The sequence below is a fragment of the Gammaproteobacteria bacterium genome, from assembly GCA_041395445.1.
Lineage (GTDB): Bacteria > Pseudomonadota > Gammaproteobacteria > Xanthomonadales > Marinicellaceae > NORP309.
In genome coordinates this window covers 35948-53452 of record JAWLAO010000003.1, presented here as the reverse complement: position 1 = coordinate 53452, position 17505 = coordinate 35948, and the positions used below count along the sequence as shown (strand labels likewise).

Genomic DNA, 17505 nt, shown 5'->3' with positions numbered 1-17505 from the left:
AATATAATTTTCATTACACCAATAAAAACAAGAACTATGAATGTTTCACGTGAAACAAATCGGCATTCGGAAATGCTTTAACAATTTTTTCTTTATGAACAGAAGTTATAAAAATCTGTGACTGATAAGATTTAAAATATTCTGACGTTGTTTTTAATTTATGTTCATCAATCTCAGCGTCAAAATCATCTAAACACAGGATTGGAAAAATCTGATTGACTTCCAGTACTTTTAAATAAGCCAGATAAAAAACAATAGAAAGCATTTTCTTTTGTCCGCGCGATAAAACTTTAGAAGCATCTGTATGATTAATTGTTATTTTTATATCCATCTTATGAGGACCGTTTAAAAGCTGTCCATACTTTAAATTTTTCTCCCTGTCATTTTCAAGTTGTTGGATAAAAGAAAATCCTTCGGTCCAACCTCTTTTATAACTCAAAACAATACCATCTAAATCCGGTGAAATTTCTCTTACTATACTTGTGATTATTGGTGATATTTGTAGAAAGTAATGATTTCTGACTTGATTGAGCTTTTCTGTACAACTAACTAATATTTGCTCCCATGTATTTATCTCATTTGTATTACCTCTGAGTTTATATAAAGTATTTAGTTGTTTAATACATTTATGTGTTTTTTTCCACAATAGTAAATAATCATGTTTCACGTGAAACACTAACCAATCAATAAAAGATCTTCTGTATTGTGGGCTTGAGTCAACTAAACGATAAACTTCAGGGTCAATTGAAATTACAGGCAAGGACTCAGTAAGAGTGGATTGCTGAGAAATGTTGGTATTGTTCTTTTTTGCTTTCCATTGACCTTTTTTGTCTTTACGAACAGAAATGGAGTTTTCTAAATCATCCTTGTTATAACCGAGATAAATAGTAAATTCGTTAGATTTATAATTAATAAAATCTTTGTAATTACCTTTCCTGAATGATTTACCGGACGAAATATAATTAATTGCTTCGAGAATACTTGTTTTTCCTACTCCATTCTCACCGTAGAAAATATTTACTTTGTTTTCAAATTTAAAATCTTTATCAAGAATATTTCTAAAGTTTAATATTCTGAGTTTGTTAATAAACACAAATTAGATTCTAATGGGCATGACTATCAATCGACAACTATTATCTTCAGGGTGTTTAATTAAACAACTGCTTAAAGCGTTTTTAAAACTGAACATAATTTGATCGCTATCAATAGCATTAATTGCATCAACTAAATAATTAACATTAAACCCGGTTTTTATATCATTTATATTGGAGTTAATATTAACAATTTCCTCAGCTTGTTCCTGTTCCGGGTTATGCCCGATAATATTTAAACTATTATTCTCAATATTGAGCTTAACCCCTTTAAATTTTTCATTGGATAAAATAGCAACCCTTAATAATGCAGACTTTAAAGTGTTTTTATCTGCTGTGAAAAATTGCTCCATATCCAACGGAATGACCGTTTGATAATCAGGAAAATTACCATCTATCAGTTTTGAAGTTAAACTAATCCCATCGCAAATAAAGTTAATGTGATTCTTACCCATATTTATGGAAACATTTTGATCTTTATCCCTAATTAATTTTTGTAACTCTAATACTCCTTTTCTTGGAATTAAAAACTGCTTATTAATTTGTTTATTATTATCAAAATTGGTTTCAGATAAAGCAAGTCTATGTCCGTCTGCAGAAACACAACGAATTTTGTTTCCATCTAATTCAAATAAAAGACCGTTTAAAAAATATCGGACATCTTGAACAGCCATACAAAAAGCAGATTGGTTTAATAAATTCTTAAGAACAGATGCTTCAAGTTCAATGTTTTCATAAGTTTCAACATTTTCAATTAATGGATATTCTGAACCCGGCAAAGTCGATAAACTAAATTTACTTTGTCCGGCTGTTATTATGCATTTATTATCACTAATTGAGAAATTAATCAGAGACCCATCAGACAAAGCTTTGCAAATATCAAACATTTTCTTTGCCGGAATCGTTATTTCTCCCTCTTCTATAACGTCAGCGTTACAACTACCAATCATTTCAACTTCTGAATCACTAGCAGTAAATGAAAGAATATTGTTATAAGCCTTAATATAAAAATTTCCTAGAATAGTTAGAGTTTGTTTACTTTCGATAACACCAATGATTTCAGTTAATGGTTGTAAAAGATTTTCTCTTTGTATATTAAATATCATAATATTTATAAATTTAGTAATAGTAAGTATTTAAATAAAACACTAAAATATTTATAACTTATTGAATTTAAATAAGTTTTCAATGATCTGTAGTTGTTTTATTTTTGTTAGTTTCCTGTGGATAATTTTCCTTTTAAATTTAAATACATTTTTTCCACAACTTATTCACAGCTTATTATATAACAATAAATAATTTTAAATAGTTAATAAATTAATAAGCTTCTGTTTATCTTCAATCCAATCAGAGTTTTCATCCATCAATTCTTTTATTTTTCGACAAGCATAAATTACAGTGGTGTGATCTTTTCCTCCAAAAGCCTCACCAATTTCAGGTAAACTTTTATCAGTGAGTTCCTTAGATAAAAACATTGCCATTTGACGAGGTCTGGCGATGGAACGAACCCGTTTTTTTGAAAGTAAATCCGACTTTTTAATATTGTAATAATTAGCTGTTTGAGTAATGATATTATCGACAGAAATTTGTTTTTGATGAACATTAAATAACTCTTTTAATGTCTCTTTTGTAAAGTCCAAATCAATATCAATATGTCTTAAACTGGCAGAGGCCAGTAAAGTTTTCAAAGCACCTTCCAGTTCTCTGATATTAGATTTAATTTTATCAGCAATATAATGTGCAATATTATCTGCCAAGATAATTCCTTGCTGTAAAGCTTTCTTTTGTAAAATAGCAACCCGGGTTTCAAACTCAGGTGGATCAATTGATAATATAACACCCCAACCTAATCGAGACTTCAAGCGAGATTCAAGACCGTTGACCTCTTTTGGAAACCGATCGCAAGTGATGATAACTCTTTGTTTGTACTCAAGCAAATGGTTGAATGTGTGAAAAAATTCTTCTTGTGTTCGGTCTTTTCCGGCAAAAAATTGTATATCATCAATCAACAAAGCATCTACAGATCGGTATTGCTCTTTAAATTTATCAATTGAATTATTTCTGATTGCGCTAATCATGTTATTAACAAATTGTTCAGAATGAACATAACAAACAATTGCTTGAGGATTAATTTCCTTAATTTTATTGCCGATTGCATGTAATAAATGTGTTTTACCTAATCCGGTGCTGCCATAAATCAATAAAGGGTTATAATCAGTGGAAGCATCTTGTGCAACACGAATCGCTGAGGCCATTGCCAGACTGTTTGAACTGCCTTCCACGAAATTGTCAAAAGTAAAAGTCTTATCAATGTTTGACGGAAGTGATGGAAATCCATCCGATTTTTTTTGATTGTGATTATTTTGAGTAAATGGGCTGATCGGATAACTAACTGTTATTTCATAATCAATGTCAGATATATCACTTAATGCCAATTTTAATAGCTTCAAATAATTATCATTAATACGATCCATAATAATGTCATTAGGAGCGATGATATTGATACAATTAAGCTCTTCAATAACTTTTAAAGGACGTAGCCAAATGTCAATTTCCTGCGCGGAAACTTCGGATTGCAGACGCTTGAGACATTTGCTCCAAATCATATTGAATTAACTTTAACATTGAGAGGAAAGTCGGACATTATACACCCAATATTAACAATAGATAACTACAGAATTTGTTAAATCTTTTTAAATTAGTGATAATTGTTAGTAATAACATAAAAAGAAACCTAAAAATGTTGAAAAAAATGTTAAAAATAAGTATCCTAGCCAACCTTTTTTAAGGAAGAACTTAAAACGCGTTGGGTTTTTTCTTAAATTTCAATTGAATTCAATATAAAAATACAAGGTGTATCATGAAAAGAACTTTTCAACCAAGTAATTTAAAGCGTGCAAGAACTCATGGTTTTAGAGCACGTATGAAAACAAAAGGTGGTCGAGCTGTTATTAATGCCAGAAGAGCAAAAGGCAGACATAAACTAACTGTTTAAAACACTCAAAGTTTTCAAAAAGGACATTGACTGGCTTTCCTAAAAAAGCTCGTTTGTTAACAAAAGCAGACTATAGCAAGGTATTTAACAAGTCGGTCAAAGTTTCTGATGCATTTTTCCTTATATTGATCCACATAAATTCAAAAGAAAATTCAAAGCTTGGCTTAATTGTTTCAAAGAAAGTCGATAAAAGAGCCGTTCAGAGAAACAGAATTAAAAGACTTGTCAGAGAAAGTTTTCGAAACCACTCATTTCAAACTGCTTGTGATTTTGTTGTTATGGCAAGAGGAAAAATCAGTGAGCAAAAAAACGCAGAAATATTCAATTCACTTGAAAGTCTGTGGATTAAGGCAGAAAGTAGAATACAACAAATCAGGAAACAGTAATGAATAATCCCAAGAACTTATTATTAATTGCATTAATTTTTTTAGGTTTTTTGCTTTATGCCGAGTGGCAAAAAGATTACGGTCCACAACCGCAAGTTGAAAATATAACCGGAGTGAATCCATCTCAGGCTGTAGCCGATGATAATACCGTTCCATTAACAAATGGAAATGATATTCCTGAACAAACAGCGGTCACACCGAATGCAGCTACACCGGAGATTTCAAAACAAAGAAACGCAGACTCTATTGTTACAGTAACCACCAATGTCTTAAAACTACAAATTGATACGGTCGGTGCTTCAATTATTTATGCTGAGTTATTAAATTATCCGGTAACAAAGAAATCAAAAGAAAACGTCATTCTTTTTAATCACTCCAATGAAAGCTCTTACTATGCACAAACAGGTTTGCTGAGCTCACAACAACGATTTGTTCATACTGAAACCTATAGTGTGAACCAATCACAATATAATGTTACTTCAGGAAAATTAGACATTCCGTTTGTAATTGAGAAAAACGGAGTGAAATTAACCAAAGTCTATAGCATTGATGCAGATTCTTATTTAGTGGGAATCACCGACAATATTCAAAACAACTCCAGTGTTGTATGGCAAGGCCAACAATACAAGCAACTGCAAAGAAACAATCCTTGGTTAAATAACGAAGTTTCCTTTAGTGATGCAGGAAGAATGTCATTCAAAGGAGCAGGTTATTTTGAGCCAAATGAAGGCTATACCAAGCTAAAACTGGAAGACTTCAGTGATCCGGATGAAAACATCAATGTCAAAATAAACACTCCGGGCTGGATAGCTATGGTTCAACACTACTTCTTTAGTGGCTTTATCATGAGTGAAACGAATTCAGCTATTTCGTCACAATATCTTCCAACATCGGAAACACCATACATTATTCGTGCCACATCCGGTTATAGCGAAGTGCAACCGGGAGCTGAAGGTCAAATTTCAACTCAGCTTTATGTAGGTCCAAAAATTCAGGAAGAACTACCAAAAATATCCAAAGGCTTGGATTTAACTGTTGATTATGGAATGTTTACCGCTATTGCCAAGCCACTATTTTGGGTGTTGAATAAAATTCATTCGATGATTGGTAATTGGGGTTGGTCAATCATTGTGTTAACCATATTGATTAAATTGCTTTTCTTCAAACTCACAGAAAAACAATACAACTCAATGGCAAGAATGCGTAAATTGCAACCGCGCATCAAAACATTGAAAGAAAGACACAAGGATAATCGTCAGAAATTCAATGAAGAAATGATGAAGCTGTACAAACAGGAAAAAGTGAATCCAATGGGCGGTTGTTTGCCAATGCTGGTACAAATTCCGGTATTCATTGCTTTGTATTGGGTACTATTAGAGTCTGTAGAGCTACGTCAAGCTCCTTTTATATTGTGGTTACAAGACTTAAGCACACCAGATCCGTATTTTATTCTGCCGGCAATCAATGCCTTTGCCATGATTATGACTCAAAGACTTTCGCCAACTGTTGGTATGGATCCAATGCAGGAAAAAATCATGAAAATCATGCCGATTGCATTTTCAATTATGTTTGCATTCTTCCAGTCCGGTTTGGTATTGTACTGGGCGGTTAACAGCTCCTTATCGCTGGTGCAACAATGGATTATCACTAAGCGAATCGAAGCAAAAGGTTAATAATGCTACAAAATGATACCATCGCCGCCATCGCAACTGCGCCGGGTGCAGGCGGTGTTGGTATCATCAGAATCTCCGGTGAAAATGCTTTGGAGATTGCTGAAAAAATATCACATAAATCACCCAAACCACGTCTGGCGACCTATGCTGAGTTTTATGATGGTGAAAATCTGCTTGATGAAGGTCTTATTCTTTACTTTCCCAATCCGAAATCATTTACAGGTGAAGATGTTATAGAATTACAAGCTCACGGCGGACCTGTTATTATGAACATGCTGTTAAAAACAGTTATCAAACTCGGAGCCAGACAAGCCTTGCCCGGAGAGTTTTCCCAAAGAGCGTTTCTGAACGGAAAAATTGATCTGGTACAAGCAGAAGCCATAGCTGATTTAATTTCCAGCTCAACGGAACAAGCTGCCATCGCCGCACAAAGGTCACTTCAGGGAGAGTTTTCCAGACAAATAAACCAAATATTACGCCAACTCATCGAATTGCGTGTTTGGATAGAAGCAGCCATAGATTTTCCTGAAGAAGAAATCGACTTTCTTGCCGATAAAGAACAACAGCAAAAAATGAAGCAACTGCATCAGGATTTGGGTTTGCTTTTACAAAAAGCTCAGCAAGGGCAGTTATTAAATAAAGGAGTGGTGATTGCCATAGTCGGACAACCCAATGTCGGAAAGTCATCACTTTTGAATCTTTTTACCCGTAACGAAACCGCTATTGTTTCCGATATTGCCGGCACAACACGCGACATTGTCAAAGAAAACATCCATATCCAAGGAATACCGGTAACCATTATTGATACCGCCGGAATTCACATCACTGAAGATAAAATTGAACAAGAAGGCATTAAAAGAGCCAAAGAGATATTGCAACAAGCCGATATTATTTTACAAGTGATTGATAGCTCAAGAGATGTCGAATTACAAATAGAAAACCTGCAAGACCTGCCGTTTAACAAACGAAAAATCATTATTTATAACAAGTCAGATATCGGAAAAGTAGAAAAAGGCTTGGCTGATAACGAAGTGATGCTTTCAGCAAAAACACAATCCGGATTTGAAAAACTGGAAGAAAAAGTCATTCACACGCTGAGCCATCAAAGCCAAATCGAAACCAGTTTTTCCGCTCGCACCCGCCATATCACACAATTACAAAAAACCCTTGAAAACATAAGTGTTGCTGAACATAACTTCCTCAACAATCAAGCGGGAGAATTGGTGGCCGAGGATTTAAGACAAGCCCAGGAACACCTCAATCAAATCACCGGAGAATTCACCAGCGATGATTTGCTGGGAGAAATTTTCTCATCATTCTGCATAGGCAAATAAAATGTGCTAATATTTAAGAAACCAATCTTAGATATATAACCATGGCACAAAATAAAACCCAAGCAAACAGTAAAAGCGCAGATGATTTTTTAAACACCATCACTCCTGAAAAAAAGCAAAAAGAAGCCAAAGAACTTTTGAGAATATTTAAAAAAGTAACCGAATGCGAGCCAGTGATGTGGGGAAGCTCCATCATTGGATTCGATAGTTATAAATACACCAACAGTAGCGGTACAAATGATTGGATGATTACAGGGTTTTCTCCCAGAAAACAAAACTTTTCACTCTACATCATGCAGGGCTTTGCAGACTATCAGCAAGACCTAAAAGAACTCGGTAAAGTCAAAACTGCAAAAAGCTGTTTATACATTAACAAACTGGAAGATGTGGATCTAACAAAACTCGAAAAGTTTTTAAACAAAACCGTAGGCGATATGAGAGCCAAGCATAAAAAATAAAAAACTGGAAAAGAAATAAAAATAGTATAAGATAACCGAACACAATTAAAAAAAGAGGAAGTTAGAAATGTTTAAAAAATCACTAAAACTCGCAACTGTAATGGTATCAGCAATATCTCTATCAGCATGTGGAGGCTCCAGTTGCAGCAGTGAAGCTGATGTTATGGCAAAAGGCGAAGAATTTCAGAAAAAAATGGAAGAAATGACAGCTTCCGGAGACATGGGCAAAATGATGTCGTTGGTTGGCAAGATGAGCAAGTTTGAAGAAATGGCTAAATCCAATGATTATCAAGCAGCTTGTGATTTGATGGATGAACTTATGGAGGATATGTAAAACCACAACAGTCATCCTCGGGCTTGACCCGGGGATCTATAAATTGCTTTTAAAAAGCAATAGAAAGTTTTTGTGTTACTTTGTTGCCACCCAACAAAGTAACCAAAAAAGGGTGCCCCGAACTCTCAGCCGATGGCTTCCCTCCCTATTTTCTTAAATTTGGCGTTTGCTTAAAACTCATGTCTCAAGCGACATTCAAACATAAGCAAACTTTACTCCAAATTCTTCAAAAATATCTGGGTGAGAGTTAAGGGGGTTATTAAAAAACAAACACTCCGTCATACTGAGCGAAGTGTGCGAAGCACACGAAGTCGTAAGTATCTCTAAAAAAGAACCTTGTCATTCCCGACTCCGATCGGGACTAAATGGCAGGATAGCCGTTTTGCCACGCGAAGCGCAAGGAGAAAAATTCTTCAGGAAAGAATTTTACTAAATACCTCCCTGTATTTATCCCTACGGGTTGCCATGAAAAAGTTTTCCTTAAACTTTTTTCACGCAAGCCATCAGGGATGATGGGGAGTATCAGGATGATACGAATAGATCTAGAAAAAGAAAACAATAAAATTCTATAGTGTTTTTCTCAAACCCGTACTAGAATAAAAACAATCCCAACCACGCTTTTCAAATTTTAATTCAAAAGGTCTGGTAAGGGAAACCGGGCGTATATTCTTTAATTCAGTGTAATATATCTGTGATTTAAAGTCTTGGTATGGGCAATAGTGTATATTACGATGTTGGCGGTAACTAAAAAATAAAAATGGCAGAAAACACTCAAGAGACTAAATCAATTCATGATCTTGTAAAGATGATTGAAAGCGAAAAACTTGTACTACCTGAGTTTCAACGTGACTTCAAATGGCCCATTGAGAAGACGGTTACTTTATTCGACTCAATAAATCGCAATCTTTTTATTGGATCTTTAATTATTTCACGGCCAAAGTTCGATTTAGCATGTAAAGGATTCGACCTAAGGGAGCGAGGATCTAAAAGGCATAAACCAAAACCAAAAACTGTTACTCACGATGTTTTTGAAAACAATGACATTTATACGTTACTTGATGGTCAACAGAGAACCACATCAATTTATAGAGCTTTAAAAGGATTCGACCATGTCTATTACTGGTTCGAAAATATTGAAACTTTATCGTCAGATGAGTTCTACGACTATAATGAAAAAACCAATAAAGTCGGGCTTGAGAGGTATATTGCAAACGTCGTTATCAAAGCACCCAAAGAGGAGACTCTAAGCGTTAAAATTTCTGATTTGTTTTCTTCATTAGATTACAGAGAGGCAAGGTTTTTAAATGAATTTATTGAACCACAATTGGATGGTTTTCCCTGGACTGAAGAACAAAAAAACATAGGACGTGAATTTGCCGGTGCACTATTTAGTGATTTCAAAACTGACATTATCAAGAAAGAAAAGCTGCTTTCTGTTCAACTCTTGAACATGCCTCTTGAGAAATTCTGTCTTTTCTTTGAGAGAAGTAACTCACAGGGGATGAATTTATCCTTTGTTGACATCGTTAATGCAAAGGTTTATATAGACTTTAAACTGTCGAGAGAAATAAGTGCAGCAAAATCGAAATACACATATTTCGATGATTCGCTAGTTGATCCTATTGTTAGGTATATTAACTATTTAGCCAACGGAGAAGTAACAAAAGATTCAATACTAAGAGATTTATCCGGTGAACATTTCAAAGAATATTGGAAAGAATGTTTAGAAGACATTAATTATATCCAAAGTTGGCTTAAAGATAACAATTGGGTGTTCCAAGTTACAAAAATGCCATACAGAACAATGCTGCTTCCACTTTTATGTTTTTACAAAAATTTAAAGCATAAAGAATTTAGCCAAGCTACACAAGAACAAATGAATCAACTTAAATTCTGGTTTTACGGTAGCCTAATGGATAACAGGTACGGCGGAGGTGGACACGGTTCAACCAATGTTGTTATAAAAAAAGACTGCGATCTATTGAAAAAACTTGCAGAAGGAAAAAACATAGATAAAGAATATTGGGCAAAGATTCGGATTACCGCTGATTTCGAATCCTATAAGCGTATTGACAATGCAAAAAGTGCAGCATTTATGGGGTTAACATACTTTATGTGGCACAAATCTAATTTTAAAAATCTTGAGAACAACAACAATGTTTCGATGAGTGCTGCTGTCGATGTACACCATATATTTCCTGAAAATTATATTAAAGAGACATTTAAAGAAAATTCGGATGAATATGATTTTGTTGATTCCGTTCTTAATAAGATTCGTATCAATAAAATATCGAATATTAAAATTAGTAACAAGTCACCAAAGACTTATCTAAATGAAATTAAGGAAAAGTCCAATCCTGAAATATTGACGTCTTTAAAGTCACACGGCCTATCTTGTGGTGAAAGACTTCTCGATGGATCTCTCGATAAAGAATACTTTGATTTTATGAAAGAGAGATTTGAAGAGTTGTCGGAATATATTAATATGATCATTTCTGCAGGAGAACAATTAGCTAAAGGAAAAACCAAGAACATATGGGATTAAAACCAATTTTGCTAATAACAGCTAAGCTTCAGTAAAAATGATGGCTTGGCTGAAAAGTGCTAAACTATAGGCAGTTTATAAGCAGGTGTATCTGTTTTTAACAACCCAAACACACTTCTGTATCTCCTCTCTAGAGGAGACCTTATTTGATTTTCAAAGAAAATCACGATGGTTTGGTGAGATACCTGCCTTCGCAGGAATGACGATGTTTTTTTTAATCCCTTTACTCTCACAGAGATATTTTTGTAAGTCTAGAGATATCTCCATGCGCTAACGCTTAGTCGATATGACGAACACACAAAAATCCGCGCTATTTGAGGATAAAACCCTCTGTGTTCTTTGTGCCCGCTGTGCGAGAACATATCAAATTACCTTAGAAAACCTCTGCTCTGATTGCTTCCGTAAATAAATATCAAACACCATACAAATATGACGAACTAAAATCCGGCCGGCAGGGCTGACGGTAAAGCCGTTGTCGTTAAACTGCAGTAAATCATCTTTCTGCATGTCTTTTAAATCATCCAACTCTTTAGCAAAATAGCTTTCAAACTCAATATCAAATTTGTCTTCAATCTTTTTAAAGTCCAGTTCAAACTGACAGGCAATATCCTGTATCACTTTTTTTCTGAGCAAATCATCATCATTCAATTGGTAACCCCGATAAATTGGAAGTTTATCGTTGTCCAAAATACTGTAGTACTGATCCAGAGATTTTACATTCTGACTGAAAGAATGATTCACCGAGCTGATAGAGGAAACACCGAGGGCGACTAAATCCAGTTCCGCGTGTGTGGTGTAGCCTTGAAAGTTTCTTTGCAGTGAACCATTGGTTTGAGCAATTGCCAGTTCGTCATCCGGTTTGGCGAAGTGATCCATGCCGATATAGACATATCCGGCAGCATTAAGCTTTTCAATCGTCATTTGCAATATCGCAAGTTTTTCTTCAGCCGGTGGCAGGTCTTCTGCATTGATGCGTTTTTGTGGAGAAAACAAATGTGGCAGATGAGCATAGTTGAAAACCGACATTCTGTCCGGTGACATTTCAATCACCGCATCCACCGTTTGCGAAAAACTTTCCAGAGTTTGAAAAGGCAAACCATAAATCAAATCGACACTGACCGAACGGGCATTGACATCACGACAAGCCTGAATGATATCTCGCGTCATTTCGGTGGGTTGAATGCGGTTCACCGCTTGTTGAACTTTCGGGTTCACATCCTGAACGCCAAGAGAAAAACGGTTAAAACCATAACCGGCGAGTTTTTCCATACTTTCACGGGTGACGGAGCGAGGATCAATTTCTATCGAATAATCACGGTTTTCGGTATTGATGATTGGAAAATATTTTTTAATCAGTTCCCACATCCTTTCAAACTGAGCATCGGTGAGAAATGTTGGTGTGCCGCCGCCAAAGTGCATTTGTTCGACAATCCGGTCTTTATCATAAAGCGCCGAAACCATTGCCATTTCTTTTTCCAGATAATCCAGATACAAATCAGCCTTGTCGCGTTTTTTGGTGGCTATTTTGTTGCAGGCACAGAAAAAACACAAAGTATCACAAAAAGGGATATGAAAATACAAACTAATGGGTTGTCCTTTGTTTGTTTCGTTGCTCCGCCTTGCCTGTTCGATATAGTTTTCAGCAGTAAACTCTTCATTAAACACAACTGCTGTTGGATAGGATGTATATCTTGGTCCGGCCTTGTCGTATTTTTTGATAAGATCTAAATTGAATTCAAGCTCTGTGTTCATTTGCAAATGGTATAAATAAAAAAGTCCTTTGCTATTTTAAAAGCAAAGGAGTTTTAAAGTTGGTAAAAAAGAAAATAAGATTAATTTAATTCTGACTTTCTTCTACGAACTTGATAAAAAGCAACAAATAGAACCAGAACACCAAACACCACTAAGTTCCAAAAACTTAAAACAGGGACAGAAACAACAGGGCGACTTCCTCTCCAACCTGGTCCTGGAGGGGTGTTTCCGGAGGGAGCTAAAAAGTTGCTTGCTGAATTGACATCAGTCGTTGCGGAACTAGAGCACTGTCCGTTCGGCCCGTTGTTTTCTGAACAATTAGAGTCTTGAGAGCCTATTTCCTGGAAAAGGTTGTTACGAGTAAAAGATGTTTCAATTAATGAAACCGTTGTTCCGTTGGGAGCATTAGTGCCCATGGGAACAGTTTGGTTTTCATAAATTGAAACCAACCATTCATCTGGTTGTCCACTTGAGTTAGTGCTCATAAAGAAATAAGCAAGATAGGAGTTCGCTTGGGTTAGGGTTTGTTGTCCATCTGTAAAACTCCAGCCGGTAACAAGTCCCGAGAAGTCTCCATAGCTTGCGTTTGCTGGTAAAGGAGAAGAGGTATCAAAAGAGCCGGTAATAAAATCAGAAGCTGAATAGTCACCGTAAAACTCTTCAAAATTTGGACCGGTATATGAGTATGTTTCAGCTTGAACATAAGAAATAAAAAAGAAAATAAAAATAGAAGATTTCGCAAAAAGTTGTTTCATAAGTTTAGTGTTTTAAATAAATTAGGTTAACATACTAACACAACCTATTAAAAATAATGGTTTTTTAGCGGTTATTGAGATTAAAAAAGGTCATCCAATGGAAAAAACACTTTTTGAAAATCAATTTGTAAAAATTGGCAACTTCAAGCTAAGTCCAAGTCACCCTTGCTTTACGAAAAAAGGGTTTGTTGAAAGGCCGCTGATTGTTTTTCCCGGAAACAGCATTTGGATTCAACACAAAAACAAAAAGGCTTTTGTCACGGACTCCTCAATTATCAACCTATACAACCAGGATCAGGAGTATCATCGCTTTGCGATAGACGAAAATGGTGACGATTGTATTTGGGTTGAGGCAAAAGAACCACTTTGGAGTGAGCTAAGCAAGTCGACTGACAAACTAAGGTTCAAAACGGAAAACATCAAATGCACAAAGCAAACTTTTTTAACTTTTCAAGAAACTCTTAAAAACATCAGATTTCAACAGGAAAACGATATCACAGAATCAACCTTTGAGCTTTTTCAAGAAATCAGAGGTTGTCTTTTTAACGCTTTTGAGCAAAAAGACCTAAACTCAAGACACTGAAGTCTGGTTGAGAAAATAAAAAACAACTTACACAATCATTTGCATGAAAACCACTCTTTGCAAGAAATCGCAAAAGATGTCTTTAGCTCACCTTATCACCTTTGCAGGATTTTTAAACAAATAACAGGACAGGGAATCAATCAGTACCGCAACCAAATTCGTTTGAACAAAATATATACGATACTAGCAAAGGGTACAGAAGATCTATCGGATTTGGCTTTCAGGTTTGGATTTTCCAGTCATAGCCACTTGAGTTATAACTTCAAAAAGCATTTTGGGTTTTCTCCATCAACAATTATTCCTCAATAACAAAAACAAGCAATTTTTTGATAGCAAACAGCTTCATTTAAAGGTATCTTTAAGCACAAACCAAACAAACATTGAGATTGAAATGAAAACATTTTTAGTATTAATAATCTTAACCATTTCAGTTCACGCTGAAAAGAGCTATAAAATCAACTCCAATGCTCCTGAGGAAACCAAGCATTATGCTCCGTTATTAGGAGAATGGACAATAACCGACCACCTCCCGTTGGCTGAATAAAGTGTTTACCTGAATATTACATACAATCGGTATAAAGCAAATGCAAACATACCTGAATTGTTTTATGAACAAAATGGTTTCATAGTTTGCCTAAAATCGCTAACAACCTAAGAACAACTAGGAATTGAGCGATTTGTAAACAACCTATTTCACCATTTTATCCCTAAATTCAATTCTAGTATGAAATATTCAGGTAAAATTGACATGTCATAAACAACTCAACCACAATGTCAGAAAAAACACTTTATTTGGTCGACGGATCTGCATATCTTTACCGAGCTCACTTTGTTCCGGCACTTCAACGATTAAAAAACCATAAAGGCGAACCAACAGGAATGATTTATGGTGTGATTAATATGATTAATCGCATGATTAAAGAGTACCAACCTGAATACATGGCGGTTGTCTTTGATGCTCCTGGTAAAACCTTTCGGCATGATATGTATGACCAATACAAAGCAACCCGCCCGCCGATGCCGGATGATTTGCGCAATCAAATTCAGCCAACCAAAGACATTATAAAAGCACTCGGCGTGCCGTTGCTTGAAATAAAAGGAGTTGAAGCTGACGATGTTATGGGAACACTGGGAGTGATGGCAAGCCAAGCTGGTTTTAAAACGGTGATTTCATCGGGCGATAAGGATATGGCACAACTGGTTAATGATGATGTGATACTGATAGACACTATGCGAAACACGTCAATGGATATTGATGGAGTTAAGGAGAAATTTGGTGTTCGCCCTGACCAAATCATCGACTATTTAACACTGATTGGTGATACATCAGATAATATTCCCGGAGTGAATAAGGTTGGACCAAAAACCGCCGTCAAGTGGCTTGAAGAGCACGAAACATTGGATAATATTATTGATAATGCAAATCAGGTCAAAGGAAAAGTTGGCGAATATTTGCGTGAAGCGATACCGCAAATTCCGCTTTCCAAACAACTGGTAACAATAGATACAAGCGTTCCTCTTGATTGCAAGGTGCAAGACTTAACGATAAATGGTGAAGACGTCGAACAATTAAATATTTTGGCACAAGAGTTTGGGATTCGTTCTTTACAAAGGGAAACACAAACTGACTTGTTTTCACAGCTTAGCTCTGAACCTGCACTAGAAGCGGAAGCACAACCTGAAAAAAACTACACAACCATTCGTGATGAAAAAACTTTAGAACGATGGCTTGAAAAAATACTCAATGAAAAAATCATGGCTTTCGATTTAGAAACAACCTCTCTGGAGTCGATGCAAGCCAAAATTGTTGGCATGTCATTTTCCTGCAAACCGGGAGAAGCGGCCTATATTCCAATCGCTCATGTGGAAAAAACAGAAGAGCAATTGAAAATACTTGATAATCAACTGGAATTACAAAGCGTTCTCAAACAAATCGAACCTTTGTTAAATAACCCCGAGATAAAACTGATTGGTCAGCACTTTAAATATGACATGAATGTTTTGTCTAATTATGGCATTGAAATTAACAACCTCAGTGATGATAGCTTAATGGAATCGTATATTCTGGACACCAACGGCAGACATGATATGGATACATTGGCAACGCAGTATCTGCAAAAACAAACCATTAAGTATGAAGACATTTGTGGAAAAGGAGCGAAACAAATTTCATTTGCTGAAGTGCCGGCTGATGTTGCAACCCAATATGCTGCGGAGGATGCAGATATTACGCTGCAATTGCATTTGGAGTTAAGTAAAAAATTGCAAGAACATCAACAGCTTCTGAAAGTCTTTCGTGAAATAGAAATGCCGTTAATCCAAGTTTTGGCTAAGATGGAACAAACCGGTGTGTTGGTCGATTCAAAAACTTTAGAAAAACAATCCGAAGAGCTTTCTATTAAAATCGCACAGTTAGAACAACAGGCTTATGAACTCGTTGGTCGGGAGTTTAATCTCAATTCACCCAAACAGTTACAGGAAATACTGTTTGAAGAACAAAATATTCCGGTCATCAAAAAAACACCAACCGGACAACCATCGACCTCAGAAGATGTTTTACAGGAGCTGGCTGAAGAGCATGAGTTGCCTCGAATCATTATTGAAAACCGCTCTCTCAGTAAACTCAAATCGACATATACAGATAAACTTCCACAGGAAATCAACCCAAAAACCGGGCGCATACACACCTCCTATCATCAGGCGGTGACCACAACGGGAAGGCTTTCGAGCTCTAACCCGAATTTGCAAAACATTCCGATTAGGACTGAAGAAGGACGCAAAATCCGTCAGGCCTTTGTAGCACCCGAAGGCTTTAAAATCATGGCGGCGGATTATTCACAGATTGAATTGCGCATTATGGCTCACTTATCTAAAGATGAAAAACTGCTGGACTCTTTTTCCAGAGATCAGGACGTTCACAGCCGCACAGCATCACAGGTTTTTGATGTTGCAATTGAGGAAGTGAACAAAGAACAACGCCGGGCAGCCAAAGCAATCAATTTTGGTTTAATGTACGGAATGTCAGCATTTGGCTTGGCAAAGCAACTTGGTGTTGAGCGTGGAGAGGCACAGGATTACATGAGTCGCTATTTTGATCAATATCCCAAAGTCGCTGAGTTCATGAAAAAAATTAGAGAGCAAGCCAAAGAAAACGCTTATGTAGATACTCTTTTTGGTCGTCGTTTGTACTTTCCGGAAATAAAAAATCGCAACGGGCGCATCCGAGCCGGTGCCGAACGGGCTGCAATCAATGCTCCTATGCAAGGAACCGCTGCCGACATTATCAAACAAGCAATGCTCAAAGTTTATGCAGAAATCAAAAACAACGTTGATATTCGGATGATTATGCAGGTGCATGATGAACTGGTTTTTGAGGTGAGAAAGAAGAAACAAGACGAGTTGGCTATGTTAGTTAAAAAATTGATGGAAAGTGCTGTTCAGTTATCTATTCCGTTGAAGGTTGATATCGGTGTCGGTGATAATTGGGACGAGGCTCATTAATATTATAAAAATACTAAAACAGCTCTATTTATTGGGATATCTGCTAAAAAAAGCAGTGAAAAAACATAAAAATCGACATTATTTTATATTATCAGTAT

At 36.0% G+C, this 17505-nt stretch carries 15 protein-coding genes; 10 read left to right on the top strand and 5 right to left on the bottom strand.

What is annotated here, in order from left to right; translation table 11 throughout:
* Positions 1–34: 34 nt before the first annotated feature.
* The 3 genes from recF to dnaA all read right to left on the bottom strand — a co-directional run bounded on the left by recF (position 35) and on the right by dnaA (position 3697).
* A complete protein-coding gene (gene recF, locus R3F25_05850) occupies positions 35–1093 on the bottom strand; it encodes a DNA replication and repair protein RecF (GenBank protein MEZ5496338.1) in 1059 nt (352 codons plus the stop codon).
* Between the two features lie 3 nt (positions 1094–1096).
* Positions 1097–2197: a DNA polymerase III subunit beta gene (gene dnaN / locus R3F25_05845; GenBank protein MEZ5496337.1), complete on the bottom strand. Its 1101-nt coding sequence runs from the start codon at positions 2195–2197 to the stop codon at positions 1097–1099.
* Positions 2198–2392: 195 nt separating this feature from the next.
* Complete coding sequence (dnaA, locus tag R3F25_05840) at positions 2393–3697, bottom strand: chromosomal replication initiator protein DnaA (GenBank protein ID MEZ5496336.1); 1305 nt, start codon at positions 3695–3697, stop codon at positions 2393–2395.
* 254 nt (positions 3698–3951) lie between these two features.
* On the opposite strand from dnaA, the gene rpmH reads away from it, so the two are divergent.
* From rpmH to R3F25_05805, 7 genes are all read left to right on the top strand, one after another.
* A complete protein-coding gene (rpmH, locus tag R3F25_05835; protein ID MEZ5496335.1) occupies positions 3952–4086 on the top strand; it encodes a 50S ribosomal protein L34 in 135 nt (44 codons plus the stop codon).
* 26 nt (positions 4087–4112) lie between these two features.
* Entirely contained in the window at positions 4113–4472 is a 360-nt protein-coding gene (gene rnpA, locus R3F25_05830) for a ribonuclease P protein component (GenBank protein ID MEZ5496334.1), read from the top strand.
* Positions 4472–6145 (top strand): membrane protein insertase YidC, encoded by a 1674-nt coding sequence (gene yidC / locus R3F25_05825; GenBank protein MEZ5496333.1) that lies wholly within the window; start codon positions 4472–4474, stop codon positions 6143–6145. Before rnpA ends, yidC begins: the two co-directional genes overlap by 1 nt.
* A gap of 2 nt (positions 6146–6147) precedes the next feature.
* On the top strand, positions 6148–7479 hold the full coding sequence (gene mnmE / locus R3F25_05820; protein MEZ5496332.1) for a tRNA uridine-5-carboxymethylaminomethyl(34) synthesis GTPase MnmE: 1332 nt from the start codon (positions 6148–6150) through the stop codon (positions 7477–7479).
* A 41-nt stretch (positions 7480–7520) separates the two neighbouring features.
* A complete protein-coding gene (locus R3F25_05815) occupies positions 7521–7937 on the top strand; it encodes a DUF1801 domain-containing protein (GenBank protein ID MEZ5496331.1) in 417 nt (138 codons plus the stop codon).
* 67 nt (positions 7938–8004) lie between these two features.
* Complete coding sequence (locus R3F25_05810; protein MEZ5496330.1) at positions 8005–8271, top strand: hypothetical protein; 267 nt, start codon at positions 8005–8007, stop codon at positions 8269–8271.
* 757 nt (positions 8272–9028) lie between these two features.
* The gene (locus tag R3F25_05805; GenBank protein MEZ5496329.1) at positions 9029–10816 is read left to right on the top strand and encodes a DUF262 domain-containing protein; all 1788 of its coding nucleotides are present in this window, start codon (positions 9029–9031) and stop codon (positions 10814–10816) included.
* Positions 10817–11179: 363 nt separating this feature from the next.
* Here R3F25_05805 and hemN read toward each other — a convergent pair whose 3' ends face one another.
* Together hemN and R3F25_05795 are read right to left on the bottom strand one after the other, a co-directional pair.
* The gene (hemN, locus tag R3F25_05800) at positions 11180–12568 is read right to left on the bottom strand and encodes an oxygen-independent coproporphyrinogen III oxidase (protein ID MEZ5496328.1); all 1389 of its coding nucleotides are present in this window, start codon (positions 12566–12568) and stop codon (positions 11180–11182) included.
* Positions 12569–12648: 80 nt separating this feature from the next.
* On the bottom strand, positions 12649–13323 hold the full coding sequence (locus R3F25_05795; protein ID MEZ5496327.1) for a hypothetical protein: 675 nt from the start codon (positions 13321–13323) through the stop codon (positions 12649–12651).
* A gap of 97 nt (positions 13324–13420) precedes the next feature.
* Here R3F25_05795 and R3F25_05790 point away from each other — a divergent pair, with 97 nt between their 5' ends.
* The 3 genes from R3F25_05790 to polA all read left to right on the top strand — a co-directional run bounded on the left by R3F25_05790 (position 13421) and on the right by polA (position 17407).
* Positions 13421–13906 (top strand): hypothetical protein, encoded by a 486-nt coding sequence (locus tag R3F25_05790; protein ID MEZ5496326.1) that lies wholly within the window; start codon positions 13421–13423, stop codon positions 13904–13906.
* Positions 13907–14297: 391 nt separating this feature from the next.
* Positions 14298–14450, top strand: a complete 153-nt coding sequence (locus R3F25_05785) for a hypothetical protein (GenBank protein ID MEZ5496325.1) — start codon at positions 14298–14300, stop codon at positions 14448–14450.
* A 227-nt stretch (positions 14451–14677) separates the two neighbouring features.
* Positions 14678–17407 (top strand): DNA polymerase I, encoded by a 2730-nt coding sequence (gene polA / locus R3F25_05780; protein MEZ5496324.1) that lies wholly within the window; start codon positions 14678–14680, stop codon positions 17405–17407.
* Positions 17408–17505 lie beyond the last annotated feature (98 nt).